This is a genomic window from Gemmobacter lutimaris (assembly GCF_003570715.1).
Lineage (GTDB): Bacteria > Pseudomonadota > Alphaproteobacteria > Rhodobacterales > Rhodobacteraceae > Gemmobacter > Gemmobacter lutimaris.
Window position 1 is genome coordinate 484592 of sequence record NZ_QXXQ01000001.1, and the last position, 22376, is coordinate 506967.

21 protein-coding genes and 2 tRNA genes are annotated in these 22376 nt (G+C 64.8%); 7 read left to right on the forward strand and 16 right to left on the reverse strand.

Features of this window, described 5'->3' with window-relative positions; translation table 11 throughout:
* Positions 1-110: 110 nt before the first annotated feature.
* A tRNA-His gene (locus D2N39_RS02230) sits at positions 111-187 on the reverse strand.
* Positions 188-398: 211 nt separating this feature from the next.
* Between D2N39_RS02230 and D2N39_RS02235 the strand changes: the two genes are divergently transcribed.
* Complete coding sequence (locus D2N39_RS02235) at positions 399-614, forward strand: DUF6324 family protein (protein ID WP_119133150.1); 216 nt, start codon at positions 399-401, stop codon at positions 612-614.
* On the opposite strand, the gene D2N39_RS02240 is transcribed toward D2N39_RS02235, so the two are convergent.
* Positions 595-1068: an MmcB family DNA repair protein gene (locus tag D2N39_RS02240; protein ID WP_119133151.1), complete on the reverse strand. Its 474-nt coding sequence runs from the start codon at positions 1066-1068 to the stop codon at positions 595-597. The two genes, D2N39_RS02235 and D2N39_RS02240, sit on opposite strands and share 20 nt — an antisense overlap.
* A gap of 464 nt (positions 1069-1532) precedes the next feature.
* Between D2N39_RS02240 and D2N39_RS02245 the strand changes: the two genes are divergently transcribed.
* A complete protein-coding gene (locus D2N39_RS02245) occupies positions 1533-2483 on the forward strand; it encodes a DMT family transporter (RefSeq protein ID WP_119133152.1) in 951 nt (316 codons plus the stop codon).
* A gap of 57 nt (positions 2484-2540) precedes the next feature.
* On the opposite strand, the gene tig is transcribed toward D2N39_RS02245, so the two are convergent.
* Together tig and D2N39_RS02255 are read right to left on the reverse strand one after the other, a co-directional pair.
* Complete coding sequence (gene tig, locus D2N39_RS02250) at positions 2541-3875, reverse strand: trigger factor (protein ID WP_119133153.1); 1335 nt, start codon at positions 3873-3875, stop codon at positions 2541-2543.
* 26 nt (positions 3876-3901) lie between these two features.
* Positions 3902-3986 (reverse strand) — tRNA-Leu (locus D2N39_RS02255).
* A 233-nt stretch (positions 3987-4219) separates the two neighbouring features.
* On the opposite strand from D2N39_RS02255, the gene D2N39_RS02260 reads away from it, so the two are divergent.
* The gene (locus D2N39_RS02260) at positions 4220-4702 is read left to right on the forward strand and encodes a Hint domain-containing protein (RefSeq protein WP_119133154.1); all 483 of its coding nucleotides are present in this window, start codon (positions 4220-4222) and stop codon (positions 4700-4702) included.
* Between the two features lie 63 nt (positions 4703-4765).
* Here the strand turns inward: D2N39_RS02260 and rpoD are convergent, their stop codons facing one another.
* The 8 genes from rpoD to D2N39_RS02300 all read right to left on the reverse strand — a co-directional run bounded on the left by rpoD (position 4766) and on the right by D2N39_RS02300 (position 15771).
* Entirely contained in the window at positions 4766-6760 is a 1995-nt protein-coding gene (rpoD, locus tag D2N39_RS02265) for an RNA polymerase sigma factor RpoD (RefSeq protein WP_119133155.1), read from the reverse strand.
* A gap of 126 nt (positions 6761-6886) precedes the next feature.
* Positions 6887-8878: a DNA primase gene (gene dnaG, locus D2N39_RS02270; protein WP_119133156.1), complete on the reverse strand. Its 1992-nt coding sequence runs from the start codon at positions 8876-8878 to the stop codon at positions 6887-6889.
* 51 nt (positions 8879-8929) lie between these two features.
* Entirely contained in the window at positions 8930-10072 is a 1143-nt protein-coding gene (locus D2N39_RS02275) for an amidohydrolase (RefSeq protein ID WP_119133157.1), read from the reverse strand.
* Complete coding sequence (locus D2N39_RS02280) at positions 10069-10545, reverse strand: sarcosine oxidase subunit gamma (RefSeq protein WP_233557043.1); 477 nt, start codon at positions 10543-10545, stop codon at positions 10069-10071. Before D2N39_RS02280 ends, D2N39_RS02275 begins: the two co-directional genes overlap by 4 nt.
* Before the next feature lie 52 nt (positions 10546-10597).
* On the reverse strand, positions 10598-13531 hold the full coding sequence (locus D2N39_RS02285; protein ID WP_119133159.1) for a sarcosine oxidase subunit alpha family protein: 2934 nt from the start codon (positions 13529-13531) through the stop codon (positions 10598-10600).
* Positions 13528-13806, reverse strand: coding sequence for a sarcosine oxidase subunit delta (locus D2N39_RS02290; protein WP_054301086.1), 279 nt, complete (start codon positions 13804-13806; stop codon positions 13528-13530). Before D2N39_RS02290 ends, D2N39_RS02285 begins: the two co-directional genes overlap by 4 nt.
* Before the next feature lie 175 nt (positions 13807-13981).
* A complete protein-coding gene (locus tag D2N39_RS02295; protein WP_119133160.1) occupies positions 13982-15232 on the reverse strand; it encodes a sarcosine oxidase subunit beta family protein in 1251 nt (416 codons plus the stop codon).
* A 116-nt stretch (positions 15233-15348) separates the two neighbouring features.
* Positions 15349-15771, reverse strand: coding sequence for a MerR family transcriptional regulator (locus D2N39_RS02300; protein WP_119133161.1), 423 nt, complete (start codon positions 15769-15771; stop codon positions 15349-15351).
* A 62-nt stretch (positions 15772-15833) separates the two neighbouring features.
* Between D2N39_RS02300 and D2N39_RS02305 the strand changes: the two genes are divergently transcribed.
* Positions 15834-16466, forward strand: a complete 633-nt coding sequence (locus D2N39_RS02305) for a cation transporter (protein WP_119133162.1) — start codon at positions 15834-15836, stop codon at positions 16464-16466.
* Here the strand turns inward: D2N39_RS02305 and D2N39_RS02310 are convergent.
* Both D2N39_RS02310 and D2N39_RS02315 read right to left on the reverse strand, forming a co-directional pair.
* A complete protein-coding gene (locus D2N39_RS02310) occupies positions 16463-16873 on the reverse strand; it encodes a hypothetical protein (protein ID WP_119133163.1) in 411 nt (136 codons plus the stop codon). The two genes, D2N39_RS02305 and D2N39_RS02310, sit on opposite strands and share 4 nt — an antisense overlap.
* A 96-nt stretch (positions 16874-16969) precedes the next feature.
* Positions 16970-18400: a Glu/Leu/Phe/Val family dehydrogenase gene (locus tag D2N39_RS02315; RefSeq protein ID WP_119133164.1), complete on the reverse strand. Its 1431-nt coding sequence runs from the start codon at positions 18398-18400 to the stop codon at positions 16970-16972.
* Between the two features lie 385 nt (positions 18401-18785).
* Here D2N39_RS02315 and D2N39_RS02320 point away from each other — a divergent pair, with 385 nt between their 5' ends.
* The 3 genes from D2N39_RS02320 to D2N39_RS02330 are packed head-to-tail and all read left to right on the forward strand — an operon-like array spanning position 18786 to position 21504.
* Positions 18786-20339, forward strand: a complete 1554-nt coding sequence (locus D2N39_RS02320) for a pilus assembly protein TadG-related protein (protein WP_119133165.1) — start codon at positions 18786-18788, stop codon at positions 20337-20339.
* The gene (locus D2N39_RS02325; RefSeq protein ID WP_119133166.1) at positions 20336-20884 is read left to right on the forward strand and encodes a TadE/TadG family type IV pilus assembly protein; all 549 of its coding nucleotides are present in this window, start codon (positions 20336-20338) and stop codon (positions 20882-20884) included. The genes D2N39_RS02320 and D2N39_RS02325 overlap by 4 nt, the downstream gene beginning before the upstream one ends.
* Before the next feature lie 29 nt (positions 20885-20913).
* A complete protein-coding gene (locus D2N39_RS02330) occupies positions 20914-21504 on the forward strand; it encodes a TadE/TadG family type IV pilus assembly protein (RefSeq protein WP_147373430.1) in 591 nt (196 codons plus the stop codon).
* Between the two features lie 5 nt (positions 21505-21509).
* Here D2N39_RS02330 and D2N39_RS02335 read toward each other — a convergent pair whose 3' ends face one another.
* On the reverse strand, positions 21510-21773 hold the full coding sequence (locus D2N39_RS02335; RefSeq protein WP_119133168.1) for a DUF167 domain-containing protein: 264 nt from the start codon (positions 21771-21773) through the stop codon (positions 21510-21512).
* On the reverse strand, positions 21773-22237 hold the full coding sequence (locus D2N39_RS02340; protein WP_119133169.1) for a lytic transglycosylase domain-containing protein: 465 nt from the start codon (positions 22235-22237) through the stop codon (positions 21773-21775). Before D2N39_RS02340 ends, D2N39_RS02335 begins: the two co-directional genes overlap by 1 nt.
* Positions 22238-22376: the final 139 nt, after the last annotated feature.

Genomic DNA, 22376 nt, shown 5'->3' on the forward strand with positions numbered 1-22376 from the left:
GCAACACGCCGCTCGGCCGGTTCTCCATCACTGGCTGCGCGGGGGCAGGAAAAACGGGTGCGCAATATACGCACACGCCCTGGCAAAGATAGCAACAATTTTGCTGAAGATGGTACCGACTCCCCGGCTCGAACGGGGGACCCCCAGATCCACAATCTGGTGCTCTAACCTACTGAGCTAAGTCGGCACTTGCGGGCGATTTAGCCCCCCCGGCGGGGGAATGCAACCCCCTCGCGTGCTTGCCATGACGGTTTTTCGACGCTAAAGCGTTTCGGGAATTACCTGAGCCATGAAACATCGCCCAAAGCCCCCCAAGCATTGAAGATGCGGCAGGATTTCGGCGATTCAGGGTTTCCCCGAAACGCTCTGGGTCACGAGAACGGAAAACGGAGAATGCCATGAGCATCAATGACCAGAGTGAAATCGCCGCGAACCTGCAAATCGGCCCGACCGATGAAGGCATGGTGCGAATCTATGTCGAGGCGGAAGGCGGGATCGAACTGCCGCTGGATTTCGACCCGGACGAGGCCGAAGAAATCGCCGAAGAACTGCGTGCCGCCGCAGAAGCCGCCCGCGCCATGGGCGCCCCCGCCCCTAAGGGGAAAAAGCGCTGACCTTGCCCATTGCCGCCGGATCGCGCAGCGTCTGAAGCCGCAATGCGGCGTGGCGCGCGAATTTCTGCACCATGACCTTGCGGCGGGCCGCCGCCAGAGGCGCCTGCGGCCCCATGCGCAAAATCTCGGCATCGTAGTCATCCGCAACAATCAACCCGCTGTCGGGCGGCAGCAGGCCGGTCGGGAAATCGGCATCCACCGCCCAGAAGAAACGGTCGCACCACTCCAGATAGTTGTGCCATTTGCGATCTGCCGCGAAATCGGCGCGCGAGGATTTGCACTCGACCACCCAGACCTCGCCCTTCGGCCCCAGCCCCATCACATCGACCCGCAGACCGGGCGCGGGCACCAGTTCCTCGACCGTGGCGAACCCATGGCTCAGCAGGTGGCGGCAGACCCCGCGCGCAAGGCGCTGGCCGGGCATCAGAAGCGGATCGGCGGGTTCGGCTGTCATCCCCGCAAGATGAACGAAGTGAGAACACCTTGCAAGCCCGCCCTTGCGGAATTGACTTTGGTTCGCCCGGCGCAGTGCTGTCAAACCGTCGAAAATGTCAGGCCGCTCGCCTCAGTCCAGTCACGGGGTGCATTCCATATGACGCGGCAAGTGGGCTGGCTTTTCGGCTGAGCCCTTGTCGTCCCCTGCCGCACATCCTATCTGTAGGAACGGCGGGTGCTGCTCTTCGCGTGTGGGACACTTTTCCAGTGGCCGATAAGCAAGCGAACGGGGGCTGGCTCTGGCAGGATCCTGGTCCTGTTACCTGGCACCCACCTGAGACCTCTGGCTCTCGGGAAAACACCGTCGCCCACGGTCGCTGCGGGCCCGCCACTTTACGACCTTCCTCCTGTCGCCACCAAGGCAGCAATTGCCGGGCACGGGCCTAGGCTTGCGGGCATTCCAACGCGCCCGAGGCTGTGCCCATGTTCCGCATTCCCCGCCCCACCCTTCTGGGTATCCTCTGCCTGTGCAGCGGTATCGCGGTCTTTTCGGTGCAGGATCTGATCCTGAAACTGCTGTCGGGCAGCTATCCGCTGCATCAGGCCATGGTGATCCGCAGCCTGACCGCCATGCCGCTCTTGTTCCTGCTGGTGCTGCGCGATGGCGGTGTGGCGACGCTGGTGCCGCCGGGATGGTGGCGGATGGCGGCACGCGGCTGGCTGAACTTTGCCGCCTATACCGCCTATTACCTCGCGCTGGCAGCACTGCCCATCGCCTCGACCGTCACGCTGTTCTTCTCGGCCCCGCTGATGATCACGGCGCTGTCGGTGGTGATGCTGGGGGCGCGTGTCGGCCCGCTGAGGTGGAGCGCAGTGGCGCTGGGCTTCGGCGGCGTGGTGCTGATGCTGCGGCCGGGCAGCGCGCTGTTCGACTGGGCCGCGCTCTTGCCCGTGGTGGCTGGGCTTGCCTATGCGATGACGATGATCCTGACCCGTATTCAGGGCACGCGCTTCACCGCCCCCGCCATGGCCTTCCACGGCAATGTGGTCTTCCTGTTCTGCGCGCTGGCACTGTCGGCCGTGTTCGGATCGGGCGAAATGGCACAATCCGGCCATGCCAGCCTCGATTTCCTGACACGCGGCTGGGTCATGCCGCCGCTGCACGATCTGGGGCTGATGGCACTGTGCGGCGTCATTGCCGCCGCCGGGCTGACGCTGCTGACCCAAGCCTATCGCATCGCCCCCTCGTCGGTGCTGGCGCCGTTTGAATATACCGCGCTGATCTGGGGTGTAATCTATGGTTGGCTGGTCTGGGGCGACTGGCCCGATGCGATCGGCTGGCTGGGCGTCGCGGTGATCTGCGGCGCCGGGCTGATCGTACTGTGGAGCGAGGCGCAGGACCAGCGCAGCGCCGCCGCCCCCACCGCCGCCTGAAACGCAAAAGGGCCGCATCCTGCGATGCGGCCCCCGTGATCCGGTCTGACGCCGGGATCAAATCTCGTCCAGCGCCTCAACGGCTTTCTGGAGATCTTCTTTCGACACTTCTTTGTCGCTGACCTTGGCACCGGCGACGATGAAATCGACAACCTTGTCCTCGAAGATCGGCGCGCGCAGTTGCTGTTGCATCTGGGCATTCTTCTGCACGAATTCGAAGAAGGCCCGTTCCTGACCCGGATACTGACGCGCGGCGTTCAGCACGGCTTGCGTCATCTCGGCGTCGGTCACCTGTACATCGGCCTTGCGGCCCACTTCGGCCAGCAGCAGACCCAGGCGCACGCGACGTTCGGCCAGCGACTTGTGCTCGTCAGTGGGTTCCACATTGCCGTGGTTGTGGTCATGCACATCCGGGTTTTCTTCGTGCCAGAGCTGATGCGCGATCTGCGCGGCTTCGGCATCGACCAGCGCGCCCGGCAGGTCGAATTTGACCAGACCATCCAGTTGATCCAGCAGCGAGCGCTTCAGCACGGCGCGGGCAGCGCCCTTGTATTCGGCTTCCAGACGCTCTGCGATCTGGCCTTTCAGCGCCTCCAGCGACTCGGCGCCGAATTTCTTGGCCAGCTCGTCATCCAGATCGGCAGCTTTCGGCGCCTTCACCGCATGGACCTTGCACTTGAACAGGGCTTCCTTGCCCGCCAGATGCTTGGCACCATAGTTTTCCGGGAAGCTCACCTTGACCTCGACCTCGTCATCGACCTTGGTGCCGACGAGTTGGTCTTCGAAGCCCGGAATGAACGAGCCCGAGCCCAGAACCAGCGGGTAGCCTTCGCCCTTGCCGCCCTCGAACGCCTCGCCATCCACGAAGCCCTCGAAGTCGATGGTCACCTGATCGCCGTCCTTGGCCTTGGAGCCCTTCTTGCGGTCATCGAAGGATTTCGCGGTCTCGGCGAGGTTTTGCAGCGCCTCGTCAACGGCGGCATCCTCGGCCTTCACGACCAGACGTTCCAGCGTCACGGCCGAGGCGTCCAGCTCCGGGATCGGCGGCAGGGCTTCGTAGGTCATCTCGACCACGACATCCTGACCTTCCTTCCACTCTTCACCGCCCACCATCTTCACTTCGGGCTGAAGCGCCGGACGGTCGCCCGAGGCTTCGAAATGCGACTGCATCGCGCCGTCGATGGCATCCTGCATGGCCTCGCCCAGCAGGCGCGGGCCGAACTGCTTGCGCAGCATGGCCAGCGGCACCTTGCCCTTGCGGAAGCCCTTCATCTCGATCTCGGGCTGTGCCTCGACCAGTTTCTCCTGGACTTTGGCGTCCAGCTCGGCTGCGGTCACCGTGATGGTGTAGCCGCGCTTCAGACCTTCGTTCAGGGTCTCGGTGACCTGCATGAGTGTTCCGTCCTTGTTCACGTCTCTGGTGCGGGTGGAGGGACTTGAACCCCCACGCCTTGCGGCGCCGGAACCTAAATCCGGTGCGTCTGCCAATTCCGCCACACCCGCTTTCCCAAAACGCGGACGGCCCCCTGCGAGGCCGCCCGCGCCCTGAAATTCCGCGCCCTTCTAACAAAGGCCCGCAACGGATGCGAGGGAAAAATATCAGGGGCAAGGCTGCGACAAATGGGGAACGTCCGCCGCGGATCGGGCAAGGGTGGCCCGGAAAAACCTCGCGCCGGGCGCATTCCTGCCATATTCTGCCACGAAAAGAGCAGAACAGATAAAAACAGGTGTCACCCATGTCCATTATGGCAGAGGGGCGCGTCGCGGAAGCGGCCGCCGAGACCGATTTCATGCCCGCCGATTGCGGCATTGCCGCAGGTACGCCGGTGTTGACGCTGGCGGGAACGCTGGCAGTCGAGGATCTGGTGCCCGGAACCCGCATCATCACCCGTGACGGCGCACGCCTGCTGACGGGCCTGCGTCGCGTCGCACCGTCGCGCATGGTGCGGGTTTCGGCTTCGGCCATTGGAGTTGAACAGCCGGAAGAGGATATGGTGATTGGTGCCGCAACGCCCATCCTGATCCGCGACTGGCGTGCCAAGGCCTTGAAAGGCTGCGATCAGGCGATCATCCGCGCCGACCGGCTGATCGACGGCGAATATATCCGTCACGAAACCGCCACCTCCCCCACGCTGTATGCGCTGGAATTCGACACCCCCGTGGTGATCTATGCGGGCGGTCTGGAACTGGCGCTCGCACCCGCGCGGCAGCCGGCCTGACACCCGCCGCCCCGAAACGAAAAAGGCGCCCCGCAGGGCGCCTTTTTCGTTTGATCTGACCGCTTACTGATCGAGGAAACTGCGCAGCTTGCGCGAGCGCGACGGATGCTTGAGCTTGCGCAGCGCCTTGGCCTCGATCTGGCGGATCCGTTCACGCGTCACGCTGAACTGCTGGCCCACTTCCTCCAGCGTGTGATCGGTGTTCATGCCGATGCCAAAGCGCATCCGCAGCACACGCTCCTCGCGCGGGGTCAGGCTGGCCAGAACGCGCGTCGTCGTCTCCTTCAGGTTTTCCTGAATCGCCGAATCGAGCGGCAGAATCGCGTTCTTGTCCTCGATGAAATCGCCAAGCTGGCTGTCCTCCTCGTCCCCGATCGGGGTTTCGAGCGAAATCGGCTCCTTGGCGATCTTCATCACCTTGCGAACCTTTTCGAGCGGCATTTGCAGCTTCTCGGCCAGCTCTTCCGGCGTCGGTTCGCGGCCGATCTCGTGCAGCATCTGCCGGCCGGTGCGGACCAGCTTGTTGATCGTCTCGATCATGTGCACCGGGATACGGATGGTGCGCGCCTGATCGGCGATCGACCGGGTGATGGCCTGACGGATCCACCAGGTCGCATAGGTCGAGAACTTGTAGCCGCGGCGGTATTCGAACTTGTCCACCGCCTTCATCAGACCGATGTTGCCTTCCTGGATCAGGTCAAGGAATTGCAGCCCGCGGTTGGTGTATTTCTTGGCAATCGAGATCACGAGCCGAAGGTTGGCTTCCACCATTTCCTTCTTGGCCTGACGAGCCTCTTTTTCGCCCTTCTGCACCTGTTGCACGATGCGGCGGAATTCACTGATGTCCACGCCGACATACTGGCCGACCTGCGCCATTTCGGTGCGCAGATCCTCCAGCTTGTCGCGGCTTTTCTCGATCAGGGTCTGCCAGCCGCGACCTGCCTTCTCGGCCATGCGGTCGATCCAGGTCGGGTCAAGCTCGTAGCCCTGATATTCGTCGATAAACTCGCGCCGGTTGATCCGAGCCGCATCGGCCAGCTTCACCATGCCCGAGTTGATCGACATGATCTTGCGGTTGATGCCGTAAAGCTGGTCGATCAGCGCCTCGATCCGGTTGTTGTGCAGGTGAAGCTCGTTCACCAGTTGCACCACTTCGGACCGAAGTTTCTGATAGGTGGCTTCCTCGTTCACGGTGAACCGGGCGCCGCTGCTGGTCATCGTCGCGTGCATCCGCTTGTCCTGCATTTCGGACAGCGTCTCGTAATCCAGCGCGATGCGCTCCAGCATTTCCAGCACGCGAGGGCGCAGCGCGTTTTCCATCGCGGCCAGCGACATGTTCGACGAATCGTCGTCGTCATCGTCGTCATCGGCGCGGGAGATCGGATTGCCATCAGCATCCAGTTCCGGTTCGGAACTGGTGGCGCGGCGCGGCGCGGCCGGCGCGGCGCCGGACATGTCCACCTCGTCCAGCCCGCCCATTTCGTCATCGCCGTCCAGATTGCGCCCGAAGGTCGCCTCAAGGTCGATGACGTCGCGCAGCAGGATGTCTTCGTTCAGAAGTTCCTCGCGCCAGATGGTGATGGCCTGAAAGGTCAGCGGGCTTTCGCAAAGCCCGGCGATCATGGTGTTGCGGCCTGCCTCGATACGCTTCGCAATGGCGATCTCGCCCTCGCGGCTCAGCAGTTCGACGCTGCCCATCTCGCGCAGATACATGCGCACCGGGTCGTCGGTGCGGTCCAGCGTTTCCGAAGGGCCACCGGCAACCGCCACCTCGCGCGAGGTCGATCCGGTCTCGACCAGCTCGCTGCCGGTCTCGCCCTCTTCCACCTCGTCATTCTCCACGACATTGATGCCCATTTCGGACAGCATTGCCATGACGTCCTCGATCTGCTCGGACGACGCCTGTTCCGGCGGCAGCACGGCATTGAGCTGATCGTAGGTGATGTAGCCGCGTTCACGCGCGTCTGCGATCATCCGTTTGACCGCCGCCTGGCTCATGTCGAGGGAAACCTCGGTCTCCTGATCCTCGGGCTTGGCGTCGTCGGTGTCTTTGACCATGAGTTCTCCTCGGGTCCGAATCGGTCTCGTCTCGTTACGAATCAATAGCGCGAATCACGCCGGGGGAAAGGGGGCAGCGTTCGCTTCGTCCTGTTCCCGTGCAACAGGGCCGCGATTCCACCCGGATCAGGGGCGCGATTTGCCCCCTTTGGTAAAGTCGATGCTGGCCCAGATCTTTTTGGCATGGTCCAGCTCCTCCCTGTCCATTTCCACCCCGTTCGGTGCCACCACGCCTTCGGCGCGCGCGGCCTCAGGCCCGCGGTCGGCCTCGGCACGCGCCCGCGCCGCCTGCCCGAGCCGCCATGTCAGCCCCTCATCCGCCAGCGCCTCGATATCCTCGGACGCCTCGCGCATTTCCTGCGCATGGCCCCAATAGGCTTCAAGCTTGGCAAATTCCATCTCCAGGCATTTCGCGGCGCAGTCGGTATCGTCCAGACGGCGAATGTGCGGCTGGATACGGATCTGGGGATGGGCCAGCAGCGTTTCAAGGTCATCCCCTGCGGCCCGTCGCAACCTTGCAGCCCGGCTTTCCGGATCAGCGTCATGGGCATGGGTCAGAACAACCTGCCGCAAATGCGCATGCCGGGGATCGTGGAGCTGCATCCGTTCGATCCGCGATTCATGCGGGTCAATCAGGTGGGGATGCAGACACAGGGTCGCCAGCACGACCGAGATACGCAGATCGACAACAGCCGCATCCCCATCGGCAGAGCCCAGAAGAGAGGCACGGGTCTGCGGCACCGGCTCTACCGGCTGAAACCGGGCATTGCGTGCAAAGCCCGCGCGCGCCACGCCCCCGACTGGCCGGCCATCGGGCCGCGACGGCCGACGGCCCTGACGGAACAACTGCCAGCGCAGTTCCTTGATGTCTTCACCGTAGTGACTGCGGATCGAGGGGTCCGTGATCTTCATCAGCGCGGCGCGCAGCGACTTGTCCAGCGCCGCCTTGCGTTCGGGGCTGTCGAAAACGCGGCCTTCCGTCTCGCGCTTCCACAGAAGGCTTACCATCGGCTGCGCCTGATCCAGCACCTCTTGCAGTGCGGGCGCCCCTTTGGCCTTCAGCAGGTCATCCGGGTCCATCCCCTGCGGCAGCACGGCAAAGCGCAGGCCCCGCCCCGCCTCCAGCAGCGGCAGCGCAAGGTCGATCACCCGCATCGCGGCGCGCTGGCCTGCGGTGTCACCGTCCAGCGTGATCACCGGCTCGGGCGCGATGCGCCACATCAGGCGCAACTGGTCTTCGGTGATGGCAGTGCCCAAGGGTGCCACGGCAGCGGGAAAACCTGCCTCCACCATGGCGATGACATCCATATAGCCCTCGGCCACCACCAGCGCGGCACCCTTGCCCGCAGCTTCACGCGCGGGGCCGTGGTTGAACAGGTTGCGCCCCTTGTCGAACAGCTCCGTCTCCGGGCCGTTCAGATATTTCGCCCGTGCATTGGGGTCGAGCGAGCGCCCGCCGAGCGAGATCGCCCGCCCGCGTGCATCGCGGATCGGAAAGATCACGCGGCCCCGGAAACGGTCGTAAAGACTGCCATCATCGCCCTTGGCGATCAGGCCCGAGGCCACCATCAGATCTGGCGGCACCCCCTTGGCCTTCAGCGCGTCCAGCAGCGCATGGCGGTTGTCGGGCGCCCACCCGATTTCCCACCGCTCCTGCGCCTGCGGGCTGAGCCGACGTTTGCCGCCGATATAGTCGCGCGCCATCTGCCCGGCGCCGGTGCGCAGTTGAAGGCGGAAGAAGCGCACCGCCTCCTCCATCACCTCGGCCAACTGACTGCGGCGGTCGGCCTTCTGCGCTGCCTGCGGATCGCGGGCGGGCATCGGCATCCCGGCCTCGCGCGCAAGAATCTCCACCGCCTCCATGAAGCCCACGTTTTCGCTTTCCTTCACGAAGGTCAGCGCATCGCCCTTCGCGTGGCAACCGAAGCAGTAGTAGAACCCCTTGCGGTCATCGACGTGGAAGCTTGCGGATTTTTCCTGATGGAACGGGCAAGGCGCCCAGAAATCGCCCTTCGCCTGGTTCGACTTGCGCATATCCCATGTCACCTTCCGGCCGATGACGGCGGAAAGCGAGACGCGGTTGCGCAGCTCGTCAAGGAATCCGGGCGGCAGGGACATGAGCTCTATATCGGCCCTCGCGGCGGCACTGTCCAGTGCCGGGGTTTGAGGTCAGCCGCAGAGATCGCGGATCACCCGCAGGAAAGCCGTGACACCGGGGGCGATGAGGCTGTCAGGAAAATCGTAATCCGGCGCATGCAGCGGCGGGTGGGTTTCACCCGCGCCGAGGAAGGCCATAGCGCCGCCCAGCCGCGCGGCAGCGGACAGGCGGCCGAAATCCTCGGACGCGCGCATCGGGCCGAAGCCATTGGCCAAAGGGATGCCTGCCGCAGCGATGGCGCTGCGGAACCGCGTGACGGCCTCGGGCGCATTGGTCGAGGCGGCGAAATCGTCGTGCCAGTCGTGGGTCAGCGCCAGCCCGCCCGCGCGCGCCTCGGCCCCCGCCAGATGAAGCGCCGCCTCTTTCAGCGCCTGCATGCCATCGTCGGTCAGCGTGCGCAGCGTGGCCCAGATCTCGGCCCGGCCCGGCGTGATGCCGAAGGCGGGCTCGCCCATCGTGGCATGGGTCACCGTCACCAGCCGGAAGTCGGGGGTCAGCGCGCCGCCCTGCCCCAGCGCGGCAAGGCCGGGGATCAGCCGCGACAGCGCCAGCGCCGGGCTGACGGCCTTGTCCGGCTCCGCCGCATGCGAGGTGCGACCGTTCAGCACCAGCCGCAACCCGACCGAGGCGCAATTGGCGGGCCCCGGTTCAACCACGAAGGCGCCCAGCGGCAGGCCCGGCAGGTTATGCAGTGCAAAGGCCCAGTCCGGCGCGATTTCGGCAAAGCGCGGATCGGCCAGCACGGCAGCGGCGCCCGAGCCGTCTTCCTCGGCCGGCTGGAACAGCAGCACGACCCGGCCGCGCGCCGGGCGGTCACGGCCCAGCGCGAAGGCCAGCCCCGCGACGATCGCCATATGGCCGTCATGGCCGCACAGATGCCCCTTGCCCGGCACAGCCGATACCCAGTCGGGGCGCCCCGTCTCCTCAATCGGCAGGGCATCGAGTTCACACCGGATCAACACGGTCGGCCCGTCTGCGGCACCCTGAAATTCCAGCGCGACACCATGACCACCCAGACCCGTCAGCACCCGGTCAGGCGCGCTGTCTGCCGTGAAGGCCAGCACGGCACGGGCGGTTTTCGCCTCGTGCCGCGACACCTCGGGCGCGCGGTGCAGCGCGTGGCGAAAGGCCGTCAGCGCGGCAAGGTCGCTCATGCCCCCGCCCGCGCCGCCAGATGCTGCATCGCATGTTCAAGCTCGGTCCAGGCACTGCGCGCCATCGACCGGAACACAAGGATCTCGAACCCGCCCTCGACCCGCATCAGAACCGAGGACATATGCCCCAGCGCCGCCCGCGCCGCATGGCCCGGCGGGAAGGCCGCCGCGCGCAGGTCCAGCGGGTAAAGCCGCGCCAGAACATCTGCCGCAGCCGCCCCTTCCAGCCGCAGACAGGCCCAGCCATCCGACTGATCGGTCAGCGCCGCGCCCTCGCAGGCCAGCGCTCCGTTCAGAAGGAACGCCTGATCCCGCCCCGTCCAGACCAGCCGCAACTCGGCCTTTTCGGTAAACCGCCCCGGCGCGGGGAAAGCCACGCCCAGCGGCTTCAGCGCCTTGTCGACCGCATTCTGCCCGCCGGGCAGCACGGCGACCGACGTGATGCCCTCCAGCACGAGCTCGGACAAGGACACCCCACCATGGGTAACCGGCCACGACCCCGCCAGCGGGGATTTCGCAATCAACCTAGGCACGGAGCTTCACCCCTTCCCTGTCATGGAACACCGGATCGCAGACCTCGCACAGCACATCCAGACCGCGCAGATGATCGACCAGCCGCACCGTCTCGCCCAGTCGGGCCGGGCCGTTTTTCAGGAAGGCGAGCGCCAGCCACGACCCCAGCGTCGGCGACCAGCAGACCGAGGTGACATAGCCCTGATCGCGGGCACGTTCGACCGTATCGCCCGGCACGAACAGATGCGCCCCGGCGACCAGCGTATCCTGTGGCTGGCGCGGACGCAGGCCGACCAACTGTTCGCGCTCTGGTCCGGTCAGCCCCGGACGCTGGCTTGCAGCCTTCCCGATGCAGTCTTTCTTCGCGCTGACCATCTTGCCCATGCCGATGTCAAAGGCGGTGGTCCGGCCGTGGATCTCGGCATGGGTGATGAAGCCCTTCTCGATCCGCAATACGTTCAGTGCCTCCATCCCATAGGCGCCGCCGCCCATGGTTTCGGCCCGCGCCAGCAGGTCGCGGAACAAAGCCTCGCCATAGCGGGCGGGCACCGCGATCTCATACCCCTCCTCGCCAGAGAAAGAGATGCGGAACAGCCGCCCCGCCACCCCCAATACCGAAACCGGCGCGCAGCCCATGAAGGGCAGATCGACGGGTGCATCCAGCATCGAGGCCAGCAGCGCCCGCGCCTTCGGCCCGGCGACGGCGAATTGCGCCCATGTCTCGGTGACCGAGATGAAGCGCAGATCCCAACCGGCGCAAAACGCCTGATGCACGAAATCCAGATGCCGCATCACCAGCCCGGCGGCGGCGGTGGTCGTGGTCATCAGATAATGGTTTTCAGCCAGCCGCGCGGTGGTGCCGTCGTCCAGCACCATGCCATCCTCGCGCAACATCAGCCCATAGCGCACCCGCCCGACCGGCAGGGTCGAGAAGGTGTTGCAATAGACCAGATCGAGGAAGCGGCCCGCATCCTTGCCCTGAATGTCGATCTTGCCGAGGGTGGAGACATCGGCCACCCCCACGGCCTCGCGCACCATGCGGACCTCGCGGTCGCAGGCCTCGCGCCAGGTGGTTTCGCCCGGCCGGGGGAAATAGCTCGGCCGATACCACAGCCCCGCCTCGATCATCGGCGCGCCACGCTCGACGCTGGCCTGATGCGAGGTCAGGAAGCGCTGCGGCGCAAAGCCGGTGCCGCGCCCGCCCGCGCCCATCGCCGCGATGGACACCGGGCTGAACGGCGGGCGGAAGGTTGTGGTGCCGGTTTCCGGAATGCCGCGCCCGGTGGCATCGGCCAGCACCGCCAGCGCCGCCACGTTGGAGCTTTTGCCCTGATCCGGCGCCATGCCCTGCGTGGTGTAACGTTTCATATGCTCGACCGAGGCGAAGTTCTCCTGCGCCGCCAGCTTCACGTCCTTGGTCGTCACGTCATTGGCGAAATCGAGCCAGGCCCGCGCCCAGCGCCCGCCCGAGGTCGGCACCGACCAGACGGGTTCGATCGTATAGGGCGCATCCTCGGCCACCGGCAGGGCGGCACCGGGGGCCTTCAGGCCCAGCGCCTCCAGAGCCTCGCGCGCGGCGCGCTGCCCCGAGGCCAGACCGGCGGCGGTGGACATGATCCCCGCCGCAGCCCCCACCGGCGCCAGACCCGGCACCGCGCCCGGTGCGGGCACAAAGGCCGCCAGCGCCTCGTTCCAGATCGGGCGGCCATTCAGGTGGCAGGTCAGATGCAGCGTCGGGTTCCAGCCGCCGGAGACGGCCAGACAATCCGTCTCGATCATCGCCTCGCCACCGCCATGGCGAATGGTGATCTGTCGCAAGCCCTTGCGGCCGCGCGTGCCGGTGACCACGGCGCCGGTATAGACCGGACAATCCTCCACGGCGCTGGCATGCGGGCGCGGGTCGATGATCGCCGCCACCTGCACCCCCGCCGCCATCAGGTCGCGCGCGGTGCGGCGCGCGTCATCGGTATTGCCGAAGACCGTGACCCGCCGCCCCGGCGCCACGCCATACCGGTTGAGGTAGCTACGCACCGCCGAGGCCAGCATGATGCCGGGCCGGTCATTGTTTTCAAACGCGATGGGCCGCTCCAAAGCGCCAGCCGCAAGGATCGCCCGCTTCGCCACGATCCGCCAGAAACATTCGCGCGGCAGATGCGGACGCGCGGGCAGATGCAGGCCCACCCGCTCCAGCGCGCCATAGGTGCCGTGGTCATAGGCGCCGGTCACCGTGGTGCGCGGCATCAGCCGGACATTCGGCAGCGCCCGCAACTCGGCCAGAACCCTGTCAGCCCAGGTCACACCCGCGTGGCCATCCAGCACCAGCGTTTCCGACAGCAGCCGCCCGCCCATCCGGGCATCCTCGTCGGCAAGGATCACATCGGCCCCGGCCCGCCCGGCCTCCAGCGCCGCCATCAGCCCCGCAGGCCCGGCCCCGATCACCAGCAGATCGCAGAAAGCAAAGGCCTTTTCGTAATCGGCCTCGTCATGGTGCCCCGACAGCCGCCCGAGCCCGGCGGCACGGCGGATCAGCGGCTCGTAAAGCCCTTCCCAGAAGCGGCGCGGCCACATGAAGGTCTTGTAATAGAACCCGGCGCCGAAGAAGGGCGCCGCCAGATCGTTCACCGCCAGCAGATCGAACTGCGCCGTGGGGAAACGGTTCTGGCTGCGCGCCTCCAGCCCCGGAAAGATCTCCTGCACCGTGGCACGGACATTGGGCGTCTGCTGCCCGGCCTCCAGCACCTCGACCATGGCATTGGGCTCTTCCGGCCCGGCGGTCAGCACGCCGCGCGGGCGGTGATACTTGAAGCTGCGCCCGACCACCCGCACATCATTGGCCAGAAGCGCCGAAGCCAGTGTATCCCCCGCGAAGCCCACATAATCGCGCCCGTCGAAGCGAAAGCTGATCTGGCTGGTGGGATCGACCTGCCCCTTGCCCGCGATCCTCATTTGCGCCCCCTCTTCTGCGCGACCGGCGCCACCAGATCGACCGCAAGCACCGCATGGGTCACGGTATTGCGCGTCACCGCCAGCCATTGCCCGCAGCCCGCCTCGTGATACCAGAGGTCACGCGTCTCGCCTGCCGGGTTGTCGCGGTTGTGCAGGTAATCATCCCATGCGGCGGCAGGCGCCCCTTCCGCCGGGCGGCGCAGATAATCGTCAGAGCCGTAGTAATAGAACTCGCGGCGGTCCCTTTCGCCGCACAGCGGGCAGGTCAGGCGCATGGCCGGGGCTCCTTTGGGTTCGATGCGAAAGAAAGGGGCGCTGCCCCTCGGCCTGCGGCCTCACCCCGGGATATTTGGACCAAGGCGAAAAGCCCTTTCATCTTGGCAAAAATATCCCCGCCGGAGGCATCCGACAGCCGGGCAAGGTGCGGCGATGTGAGTGTCAGAGCCATGGTCAATGCAGGTTATGCTGGCTGCCGGTGCCTTCCTCGTCGAGAAGGTCGCCGGTGGCAAAACGGTTGAGCGTGAAGCGGCGGGCAACCTCATGCGGCTGGTCGGTGGCCATCAGATGCGCCATGCACCAGCCCGAGGCTGGCACCGCCTTGAAGCCGCCGTAGTTCCAGCCGCAGTCGATATAAAGCCCGTCGATCCCCGTGCGGTCGATGACGGGGGAGCCGTCAGGCGACATGTCCATGATCCCGCCCCAGCTGCGCAGCACCTTGGCCCTGCCGATCATCGGCATCAGCGTCATGCCCGCCTCCATCACATGTTCAACCATCGGCAGGTTACCGCGCGCGGCGTAGGAGGCGTAGAAATCCAGATCGCCGCCAAAGACGAGGCCCCCCTTGTCGGACTGGCTGATATAGAAATGCCCCATGCCGAAGCTGATCACATGGTCGATCACGGGCTTCAGCCCCTCGGTCACGAAGGCTTGCAGGATGTGGCTTTCGATGGGCAGGCGCAGCCCGGCCATGGCGGCGACCTGGCTCGACCGGCCCGCGACGACGATACCTACCTTCTTCGCCCGGATTGCGCCGCGCGTGGTCTGCACGCCGGTCACGCGGCCGTTTTCCACGTCGATGCCGGTGACCTCGCAATTCTGGATCAGATCGACCCCGCGCTGGTCGGCGCCACGGGCATAGCCCCAGGCCACCGCATCATGCCGCGCCGTGCCGCCGCGCCGGTGCAAAAGGCCGCCGTAGATCGGAAAGCGGGTCTGTTCGAAATCCAGATACGGCAGCAGCGCCCGCACGCCGTCGCGGTCCAGCAGCTCTGCATCGTCGCCCTGATTGACCATCGCATTGCCGCGCCGGGCAAAGGCATCGCGCTGCCCGTCGGAATGAAACAGGTTGATCAGCCCACGCTGCGAATGCATGACGTTGTAGTTGAGGTCAGCCTCCAGCCCCTCCCACAGCTTCAGGGAATGGCTGTAGAATTCCGAATTCCCCGGCAGGAAATAGTTGGCCCGCACGATGGTGGTGTTGCGCCCCACATTGCCGCCGCCAAGGTAGCCCTTTTCCAGCACCGCGATATTGGTCAGCCCGTGGTTCTTCGCCAGATAATAGGCCGTGGAAAGCCCGTGCCCGCCGCCGCCGATGATGATGGCATCGTATTCGGCCTTGGGCGCGGGGTCGCGCCATGCGGGTTTCCAGCCCTTGTTGCCGAAGAGCCCCTCGGTAAAGACCTTGAAGCCGGAATAGCGCATTCTGACCGTCCTTCCCTGCCCGGTTTCGGGCCTCGGCCCATCTGAGCCGGGCTTGCGCTGAATATCAACCCCCGGAGCAAAAAGCCTTATCCGCCAGCGACAGGATCATGTCGCCTTCAGCTTTCATGTGGGCCTGCGCACAAGGAATGATCGCCAAGGCTTTCCAGCACACGGCAATCCGCCGCGCTGTGCGCACCGCAGTCGGCCATGCGCTGCAATTCGGCCCGCAGCGCCGAAAGGCTGCGGATGCGCGCCTCCACCTCGGCCAGTTGCGTCCGTGCGATCGCATCAGCGGCGGCGCAGGGCGCTTCGGGGTGACCGGCGAGGCGCAAGAGATCGGCAATGGCGGGCAAGCCGAAGCCCAGTTCGCGCGCATGACGGATGAAGCGTAGCCGCGCCACCGCCGCCGGGTCGTAAAGCCTGCGGTTCCCGGCACTGCGCGGCGGCGCGGGCAGAAGGCCGCGATCCTCGTAGAACCGGATGGTGTTGATCTTTATGCCGCTTTCGCGCGCCACATCGCCAATCGTCAGATCCGACATATCGCTTGCTCCTCGAGTGACTGGAGATGTTACCCGTGATTCGCTGCAAGAAGGAGAGTGAAATGTCGGCATCCTGTCACAACCATGCGATCACCTTCGACGGCACCAGCCCGGCCTATCGCCGGGCGCTGGTGGCGGTGATCGTGCTGAACGCGGGCCTGTTCGGGGTCGAGATCACCGCCGGGGCGCTGGCGGGCAGCCGGGCGCTTCAGGCCGATGCGCTGGATTTTCTGGCCGATGCGCTGACCTATGGCGCCAGCCTCGCGGTCATTGGCCGGTCGGTCGTGCTGCGGGCACGGGTGGCACAGATCAAAGGGATTTCACTGGCACTGATGGGGCTTTGGGTCTTTGGCCGGACGCTGGCCGATTTTCTGGCGCCGGGTGTGCCGAAGGCCGAGGTGATGGGCGCGGTGGGGCTTGCGGCACTGGCGGCGAACCTTGCCTCTGTCCTGATCCTGATGCGCTGGCGGGACGGCGATGCCAATGTGCGGTCGGTCTGGCTGTGTTCGCGCAACGATGCGGTGGGCAATGTGGCGGTCATGGGGGCAGCCGGGATGGTGGCGCTGACCGGCAGCGGCTGGCCTGACCTGATCGTCGCCGCCCTCATGGCCGGGCTGTTCCTGTCGTCAGCAGTGCAGATCCTGCGCCGGGCGGCGGCCGAACGCACGGATCACGGCTGCGGACACAGCCATTAAGACCCGGCACGACGCAGGGTCATCACCGGCTCCACCCTGCCCGAGGGCTGGACGGTGACCGGACGGGCGGCCGCTTCGGGCGCACGCGTCGCGGTCAAAGTGGCAGCAGGCTGGGATGCGGCGGGCTGAACTGGCCCCGGTTGGGGCGCGGTGATGTCCCGCTGCCGCGCCTGCCGTTCGGTCGCATCGGCAATGCGGTGCAGCAGGCGGTTGTTTTCGATCTGAAGCGCCAGCATCCCGAACAGCGTGATGACCAGCGCCAGACCGCCCGCTGCCAGCAGCGCCGCCGAGACGCCGTTGCCTGTGGCAAGGTAGTAAAGCCCTGCCCCGCCCAGAGTGCCAAAGACAAAGGCCAGCGCAATGACGCTGAACAAGGTGCGAAGGGCTTGGGCAAAGCTGCGCGACATGGGCGGTTCCGGTGCGGTTTTATTGTTGACGGCTCGTCCGGGGGCTAATCCGCCCCGGACGGTCCTGTCAACAAAACTGCCCGTGAGGCCTGACCGTCAAAGCCCCTTCGACCTGTAGGTCTTGGCCACCCGGTCAATGGCCACGATATAGGCGGCGACGCGCAGATCCTCGACATCGTTGCGGCTGTGCCAGACTTCGCGCATCGACTGATAGGCGGTGCGCATCGTGTCATCGAGGCCCGAGCGCACCAGCGCCAGTTCGTCCGAGCCGGTGAGGAAGCGTTCCTTGAAGTCGTCGGCCAGCGTCCAGCCCAGCCCCTTGTCAGAAGACAACCGTTCCAGTTCCTCGACCAGCAGCCGTGAACGCGCCTCCTCGGCCCGGCGCTGCATCCGGCCGAAACGGATGTGGCTGAGATTCTTCACCCATTCGAAGTAGCTGACCGTCACGCCGCCGGCATTGGCATACATGTCGGGAATGATGACGGTGCCCTTCCGGCGCAGGATTTCATCGGCGCCGTAGGTGATGGGGCCATTCGCCGCCTCGACGATCAGCGGCGCGCGGATGCGGTCGGCATTGCCGAGATTGATCACGCCTTCCATGGCCGCCGGGATCAGGATGTCGCAGGCGGCTTCCAGAACGGTAGAGCCTTCGGGGATATAATCGGCGCCGGGGAAGCCCTTCACCCCGCCATGGGCGGCGATCCATTGCTTGACCTCTTCGACAGGCAGACCCGCCTCGGAAACCAGTGCCCCGTCGCGTTCGATGATGCCGATGATCTTCGCGCCATCCTCTTCCGACAGGAATTTCGCGGCGTGGTAACCCACATTGCCAAGGCCCTGCACGATGATCCGCTTGCCATCCAGATCGCCGCTCAGCCCGGCCTGCGCCTTGTCTTCCTTGTGGCGGAAAAACTCGCGCAGCGCATATTGCACGCCCCGCCCAGTCGCCTCCACCCGGCCCTGGATACCGCCGGCATGCGGCGGTTTGCCGGTCACGCAGGCCTTGGCATTGATGTCGGTCGTGTTCATCCGCGCATACTGGTCCGCGATCCAGGCCATTTCCCGCTCGCCGGTGCCCATGTCGGGCGCGGGCACGTTTTGCGCCGGATGGATCAGGTCGCGCTTGATCAGTTCATAGGCGAAACGGCGGGTGATCAGTTCCAGTTCGTGCTCATCCCAGGCGCGAGGGTCGATGCAAAGCCCGCCTTTCGAGCCGCCGAACGGTGTTTCCACCAGCGCGCATTTGTAGGTCATCAGCGCAGCCAGCGCCTCAACCTCGTCCTGATTGACGTTCGTGGCGTAGCGGATGCCGCCCTTGACCGGCTCCATATGTTCGGAATGGACCGAGCGATAGCCCGTGAAGGTTTCGATCTTGCCCCGCAACCGAACCCCGAACCGCACCGTATAGGTGGAGTTGCACACCCGGATCTTCTGTTCCAGCCCCGGACTGAGATCCATCAACCGGACTGCCCGTTCGAACATCAGGTCTACGGATGCCCGGAAGCTCGGTTCGTTCTGCACTGCCATGTAACGTCCTCCACGTTATGACCGCCGCCACCCATGGCCCGGCTGGCGGGGGCCTTGGTTCACGCTAGGCTGCAATGCTGAAAAATTCATCACCAAATTAACAACATTTCCGTGTGAACCGGCCGTAGCGGTGATGATTCGCGGCCATTTCGGCAGGTCCGGCCAATTGTGGCAAGAAGTTGACCGGCAGGCTACAATCCGCCGACGGCGGCATTCTCCGTTTCCGGCCCTGTCGGATTCTTCGGGGGTAATGAAGCAAGTGACCGTAATCACGCCATAATTCCGCCCGAAGTCTGAAGCTAGATAACGGCTTGAGCAAGGCCTGCCCCGCCTGTGGTGGCAGGCCGTGATACGAGTGAGCACAGTCCATCGAGAGGTCGGCGACATGGGCAAGGACAGAACACTGATTTCGGCGCGGCTTGAATCGGCCATTCGCGGGTTCCGGCGGAATGAAGATGGCAGCCTGCTGCCCTTCGGCCTGATGCTGCTTCTGCTGATGCTGATGGTCGGCGGCCTTGCCATCGATGTGATGCGCCACGAACAGAAGCGCGTGACCCTGCAACAGACGCTGGACCGCAGCGTTCTGGCGGCCGCCGGGCTGAACCAGACGCTCGACCCCGAAGAAGTGGTGAATGACTACTTCGACAAGGTGTCCATGTCCCAATACCTGAAATCGGTGACGGTGGAACAGGGGTTCAACTTTCGCAGCGTGACCGCCGAGGCCGAGGCCGACACTCAGCCGATGTTCATGCAGATGATGGGGGTGGACCAGTTCAACGTCGCCGCCGACAGCGGCGCGGAACAGCGGATCAACAATGTCGAGGTCTCGCTGGTGCTCGACATCTCCGGCTCGATGAGCGGATCGCGGATCAATGCGCTGCGTCCGGCTGCGCGCAACTTCATCGACACGGTCTTCGCCAATTCCGAGGAAGGTCGCACGACTGTCTCGATCGTGCCCTATAACGCGCAGGTGAACCTTGGCCCCGATCTGATGGCACAGTTCAACGTGTCAAAGATCCACGACTATTCCTATTGCGTGGAACTGCCCGACGACGTGTTCGGCACGACCACCCTGTCGCTGTCCAGAAGCTTCATCCAGAACGGCCATTTCGACCCCTGGGGCGGAACCAGCTCTACCGCGCAGGACTTCAACTGCGCGCCGGAAACCGGAAACCGGGTGATCACGCTCAGCGACAATACGACCACGCTGAAGAACGCGATCACCAACCTTGTCGTCGGGGGCAATACCTCGATCGACCTGGGCGTGAAATGGGGCGCGCTGCTGCTGGATGCGAATTCACGGCCGATTACGGCGGGCCTGATCCAGCGTGGCGCGGTGGACGCCCAATATTCCAACCGCCCGCTGGACATTGTCAGCGGCAATACGATCAAGGTTCTGGTCGTGATGACCGATGGTGAAAACACCACGGAATACAAGCTGACCAGCAACTACCGTTCCGGCCTGTCGAACATCTATCGCCGCAACAGCAATGGCCGGGCGTCGATGTATTACAACCGCAGCGGCTCCTACGACTATTACTGGGTCAGCGACGGTTCGTGGCATTCCAGCCCGGAAGGCGGCACCAGCGGTTCGGCCCGGCTGACCTGGCCCGAGGTATTCAACTACTGGTCGGTGCAGTATGTCGCCTATCAGCTGATGTCACGGCCCTTGGGTGGAAGCTATTCGAACTACTACTATGACATGGTCGATTATGTAAGTTCGACCAAGAACAGCCGGTTGCAACAGGTCTGCACCGCCGCCAAGAATTCGGGCATCATCATCTATGGTATCGCCTTCGAGGCCCCGTCCAACGGCCGTGCCCAGATTCAGGCCTGCGCCACCTCGGATGCGCATTACTATGCCGCGACGAACCTTGACATCGCCTCGGTCTTCCATTCGATCGCCTCGCAGCTCAGCTATCTGAGGCTGACTCAATGACAGGCCGGTTCTCACATCGGTTGCGGCGGCTCTGGCCCCGCTTCCGGCGGGAGGATGGCACTGCGACAGTCGAATTCGTGCTGATCTTCCCGCTGTTCATCTCGGTCTTTCTGGCCTCGTTCGAAACCGGGCTGCTGATGGTGCGTCAGACCATGCTGGAACGCGCGCTGGATATCGTGGTGCGGGAATTGCGGCTGGGTCAGTTTCCGAACCCGTCGCATGACACGATCCGCGACGCGATCTGCGATGCCGCCGTGGTGCTGCCGGATTGCAAGCAATCGCTGAAGGTCAGCCTTGACCGGGTGGATATGGCAACCTGGACCCTGCCGACCGATCAGGTCGTCTGCCGTGACCGGGCCTCCAATGTCGATCCGGTAACCCGGCTCGACCCTGCCGCGCTGGCACCGCGTGAATTCATGCTGGTGCGGATATGTGTGCGGGCCGATGCGATTTTCCCATCCACCGGCATCGCGGCCAATCTCGAGAAAGACGGCCAGGGCGGCTATCGTCTGGTTGCGGCCTCGGGCTTTGTGAACGAACCGTAAGGGATACGAGTGATGTGGGGGTGCGGGAAATGACAGGAAGGTCAGGATTGCTGGGGCGGTTGCGCGCGCGCCTGCGCCGCTTCGGCCACGAGGAAGACGGAACCGCCCTTCTGGTCGAGGGCATGCTTCTGATGCCGCTGCTGATCTGGGCCGCCTTCGGGCTTTATGTCTACTGGGATGCCTTCCGCACCATCAATCAGGTGCAGAAAGCGACCTATACCGCCTCGGATGCGCTGAGCCGGCTGGAGCGCAATGCCTCGTTCACCTATGTGAACGGACTGAGCAATGCGATGACCTATCTCACGAATACCGAATTCGCGCCCATCATGCGTTACACATCTGTCGTCTGGGTCGCGGCGCGCAACCGTTACGAGGTGCAGTGGTCCTGTTCGATGAACCGTTCGAAACTGCCGCCATGGACCACCGCGACGCTGCAAACCGTGGCGACGAAACTGCCGATCAGCGACAATGCACAGACGCTGATCCTTGTCGAAAGCGACACCCAGTTCCGGCCGGCGCTGAACATCGGGCTGAATGATTTCGTCATCAAGCAATTCGTGGCGACGAAGCCGCGCTTTGTCACGCAGGTCGGGTTCAACGACATCGGCAATTGCAACTGACGGGTTCAGTCGAGCCGGAACAGCTTGTCGCGCGCGGTCACGCCGCGCACCAGCGTCAGGCGCGATTTCGCAACGCCCAGCGCCGTGGCCAGAAGTTCGGTCACCGCCGCATTGGCCCGCCCGTCCTCGGGCACGGCTGTCACCTGACAACGCAACTGACCATCATCCTCGCTCAGCGCATTGCGGCTGGCCCGAGGCGTGACGCGCAGGGCGAATTCTGCGCCGGGCAGCGCGCGGGCGCTGAGGTCAGGCACCCGATGCCGCGCCATCAGCTGCGCAGCCCGGTCTCTTTCAGCAAGCCCATACGCTTGGCTTCATAGTAATAGCCACGCGCATACCAGCCGACCGCCCGGTCATGGTTGCCCCGCGCCACCAGCCAGGCGCCACGCAGATATTTCACCCCGTATTTCAGGTTGGTATCCGCATCCAGCAAATCCTGCGCCGAGCCGCGATGGCCCATGGTCCTGGCCGTCTGCGGAAGGATCTGCATCAGACCGTAATAGGGCCCGTTGCGCGCGGCGGGATTGTAGTTGCTTTCCCGCTTCACAACCCGATGCACGAGGTTTTCAGGCACGTCATAGACACGGGCATAATGCGCGATCAGGCGATTGATCTCGGCCGGTCCCTTTGCGGTTTCTGGGCGGTGCTCCTCGCGCCGACGTCGCCCGCCGCAGGCCGCCAATGTCGCGGCCAGAGACAGGGCAAACAGGGAACGGCGGGTCAACTGGCTCATGGCAACACTCTTGGCGGCGGGGTCTGCCCCCCGTTTAGCGGTTCCCATGGCGCCGATAAAGGGGCTTCACGGCGTCACCCGCCCTTCCGCCTGCCCTGTCCGCCCCCTATGTTGGCCGCGATGACCTGCTCAAGGACCG

Excerpts from the sequence above, each read along its gene's own strand:
- D2N39_RS02305 (WP_119133162.1), top strand. The coding sequence starts at position 15,834 with ATGTCGGCATCCTGTCACAACCATGCGATCACCTTCGACGGCACCAGC.
- D2N39_RS02300 (WP_119133161.1), bottom strand. The coding sequence starts at position 15,771 with ATGTCGGATCTGACGATTGGCGATGTGGCGCGCGAAAGCGGCATAAAG.
- rpoD (WP_119133155.1), bottom strand. The coding sequence starts at position 6,760 with ATGGTCAAAGACACCGACGACGCCAAGCCCGAGGATCAGGAGACCGAG.
- D2N39_RS02310 (WP_119133163.1), bottom strand. The coding sequence starts at position 16,873 with ATGTCGCGCAGCTTTGCCCAAGCCCTTCGCACCTTGTTCAGCGTCATT.
- tig (WP_119133153.1), bottom strand. The coding sequence starts at position 3,875 with ATGCAGGTCACCGAGACCCTGAACGAAGGTCTGAAGCGCGGCTACACC.
- D2N39_RS02335 (WP_119133168.1), bottom strand. The coding sequence starts at position 21,773 with ATGGCGCGGCATCGGGTGCCTGACCTCAGCGCCCGCGCGCTGCCCGGC.
- D2N39_RS02275 (WP_119133157.1), bottom strand. The coding sequence starts at position 10,072 with ATGAGCGACCTTGCCGCGCTGACGGCCTTTCGCCACGCGCTGCACCGC.
- dnaG (WP_119133156.1), bottom strand. The coding sequence starts at position 8,878 with ATGTCCCTGCCGCCCGGATTCCTTGACGAGCTGCGCAACCGCGTCTCG.
- D2N39_RS02290 (WP_054301086.1), bottom strand. The coding sequence starts at position 13,806 with ATGCGCCTGACCTGCCCGCTGTGCGGCGAAAGGGACCGCCGCGAGTTC.
- D2N39_RS02325 (WP_119133166.1), top strand. The coding sequence starts at position 20,336 with ATGACAGGCCGGTTCTCACATCGGTTGCGGCGGCTCTGGCCCCGCTTC.
- D2N39_RS02330 (WP_147373430.1), top strand. The coding sequence starts at position 20,914 with ATGACAGGAAGGTCAGGATTGCTGGGGCGGTTGCGCGCGCGCCTGCGC.
- D2N39_RS02315 (WP_119133164.1), bottom strand. The coding sequence starts at position 18,400 with ATGGCAGTGCAGAACGAACCGAGCTTCCGGGCATCCGTAGACCTGATG.
- D2N39_RS02235 (WP_119133150.1), top strand. The coding sequence starts at position 399 with ATGAGCATCAATGACCAGAGTGAAATCGCCGCGAACCTGCAAATCGGC.
- D2N39_RS02260 (WP_119133154.1), top strand. The coding sequence starts at position 4,220 with ATGTCCATTATGGCAGAGGGGCGCGTCGCGGAAGCGGCCGCCGAGACC.
- D2N39_RS02340 (WP_119133169.1), bottom strand. The coding sequence starts at position 22,237 with ATGAGCCAGTTGACCCGCCGTTCCCTGTTTGCCCTGTCTCTGGCCGCG.
- D2N39_RS02295 (WP_119133160.1), bottom strand. The coding sequence starts at position 15,232 with ATGCGCTATTCCGGCTTCAAGGTCTTTACCGAGGGGCTCTTCGGCAAC.
- D2N39_RS02285 (WP_119133159.1), bottom strand. The coding sequence starts at position 13,531 with ATGAGGATCGCGGGCAAGGGGCAGGTCGATCCCACCAGCCAGATCAGC.
- D2N39_RS02320 (WP_119133165.1), top strand. The coding sequence starts at position 18,786 with ATGGGCAAGGACAGAACACTGATTTCGGCGCGGCTTGAATCGGCCATT.
- D2N39_RS02240 (WP_119133151.1), bottom strand. The coding sequence starts at position 1,068 with ATGACAGCCGAACCCGCCGATCCGCTTCTGATGCCCGGCCAGCGCCTT.
- D2N39_RS02245 (WP_119133152.1), top strand. The coding sequence starts at position 1,533 with ATGTTCCGCATTCCCCGCCCCACCCTTCTGGGTATCCTCTGCCTGTGC.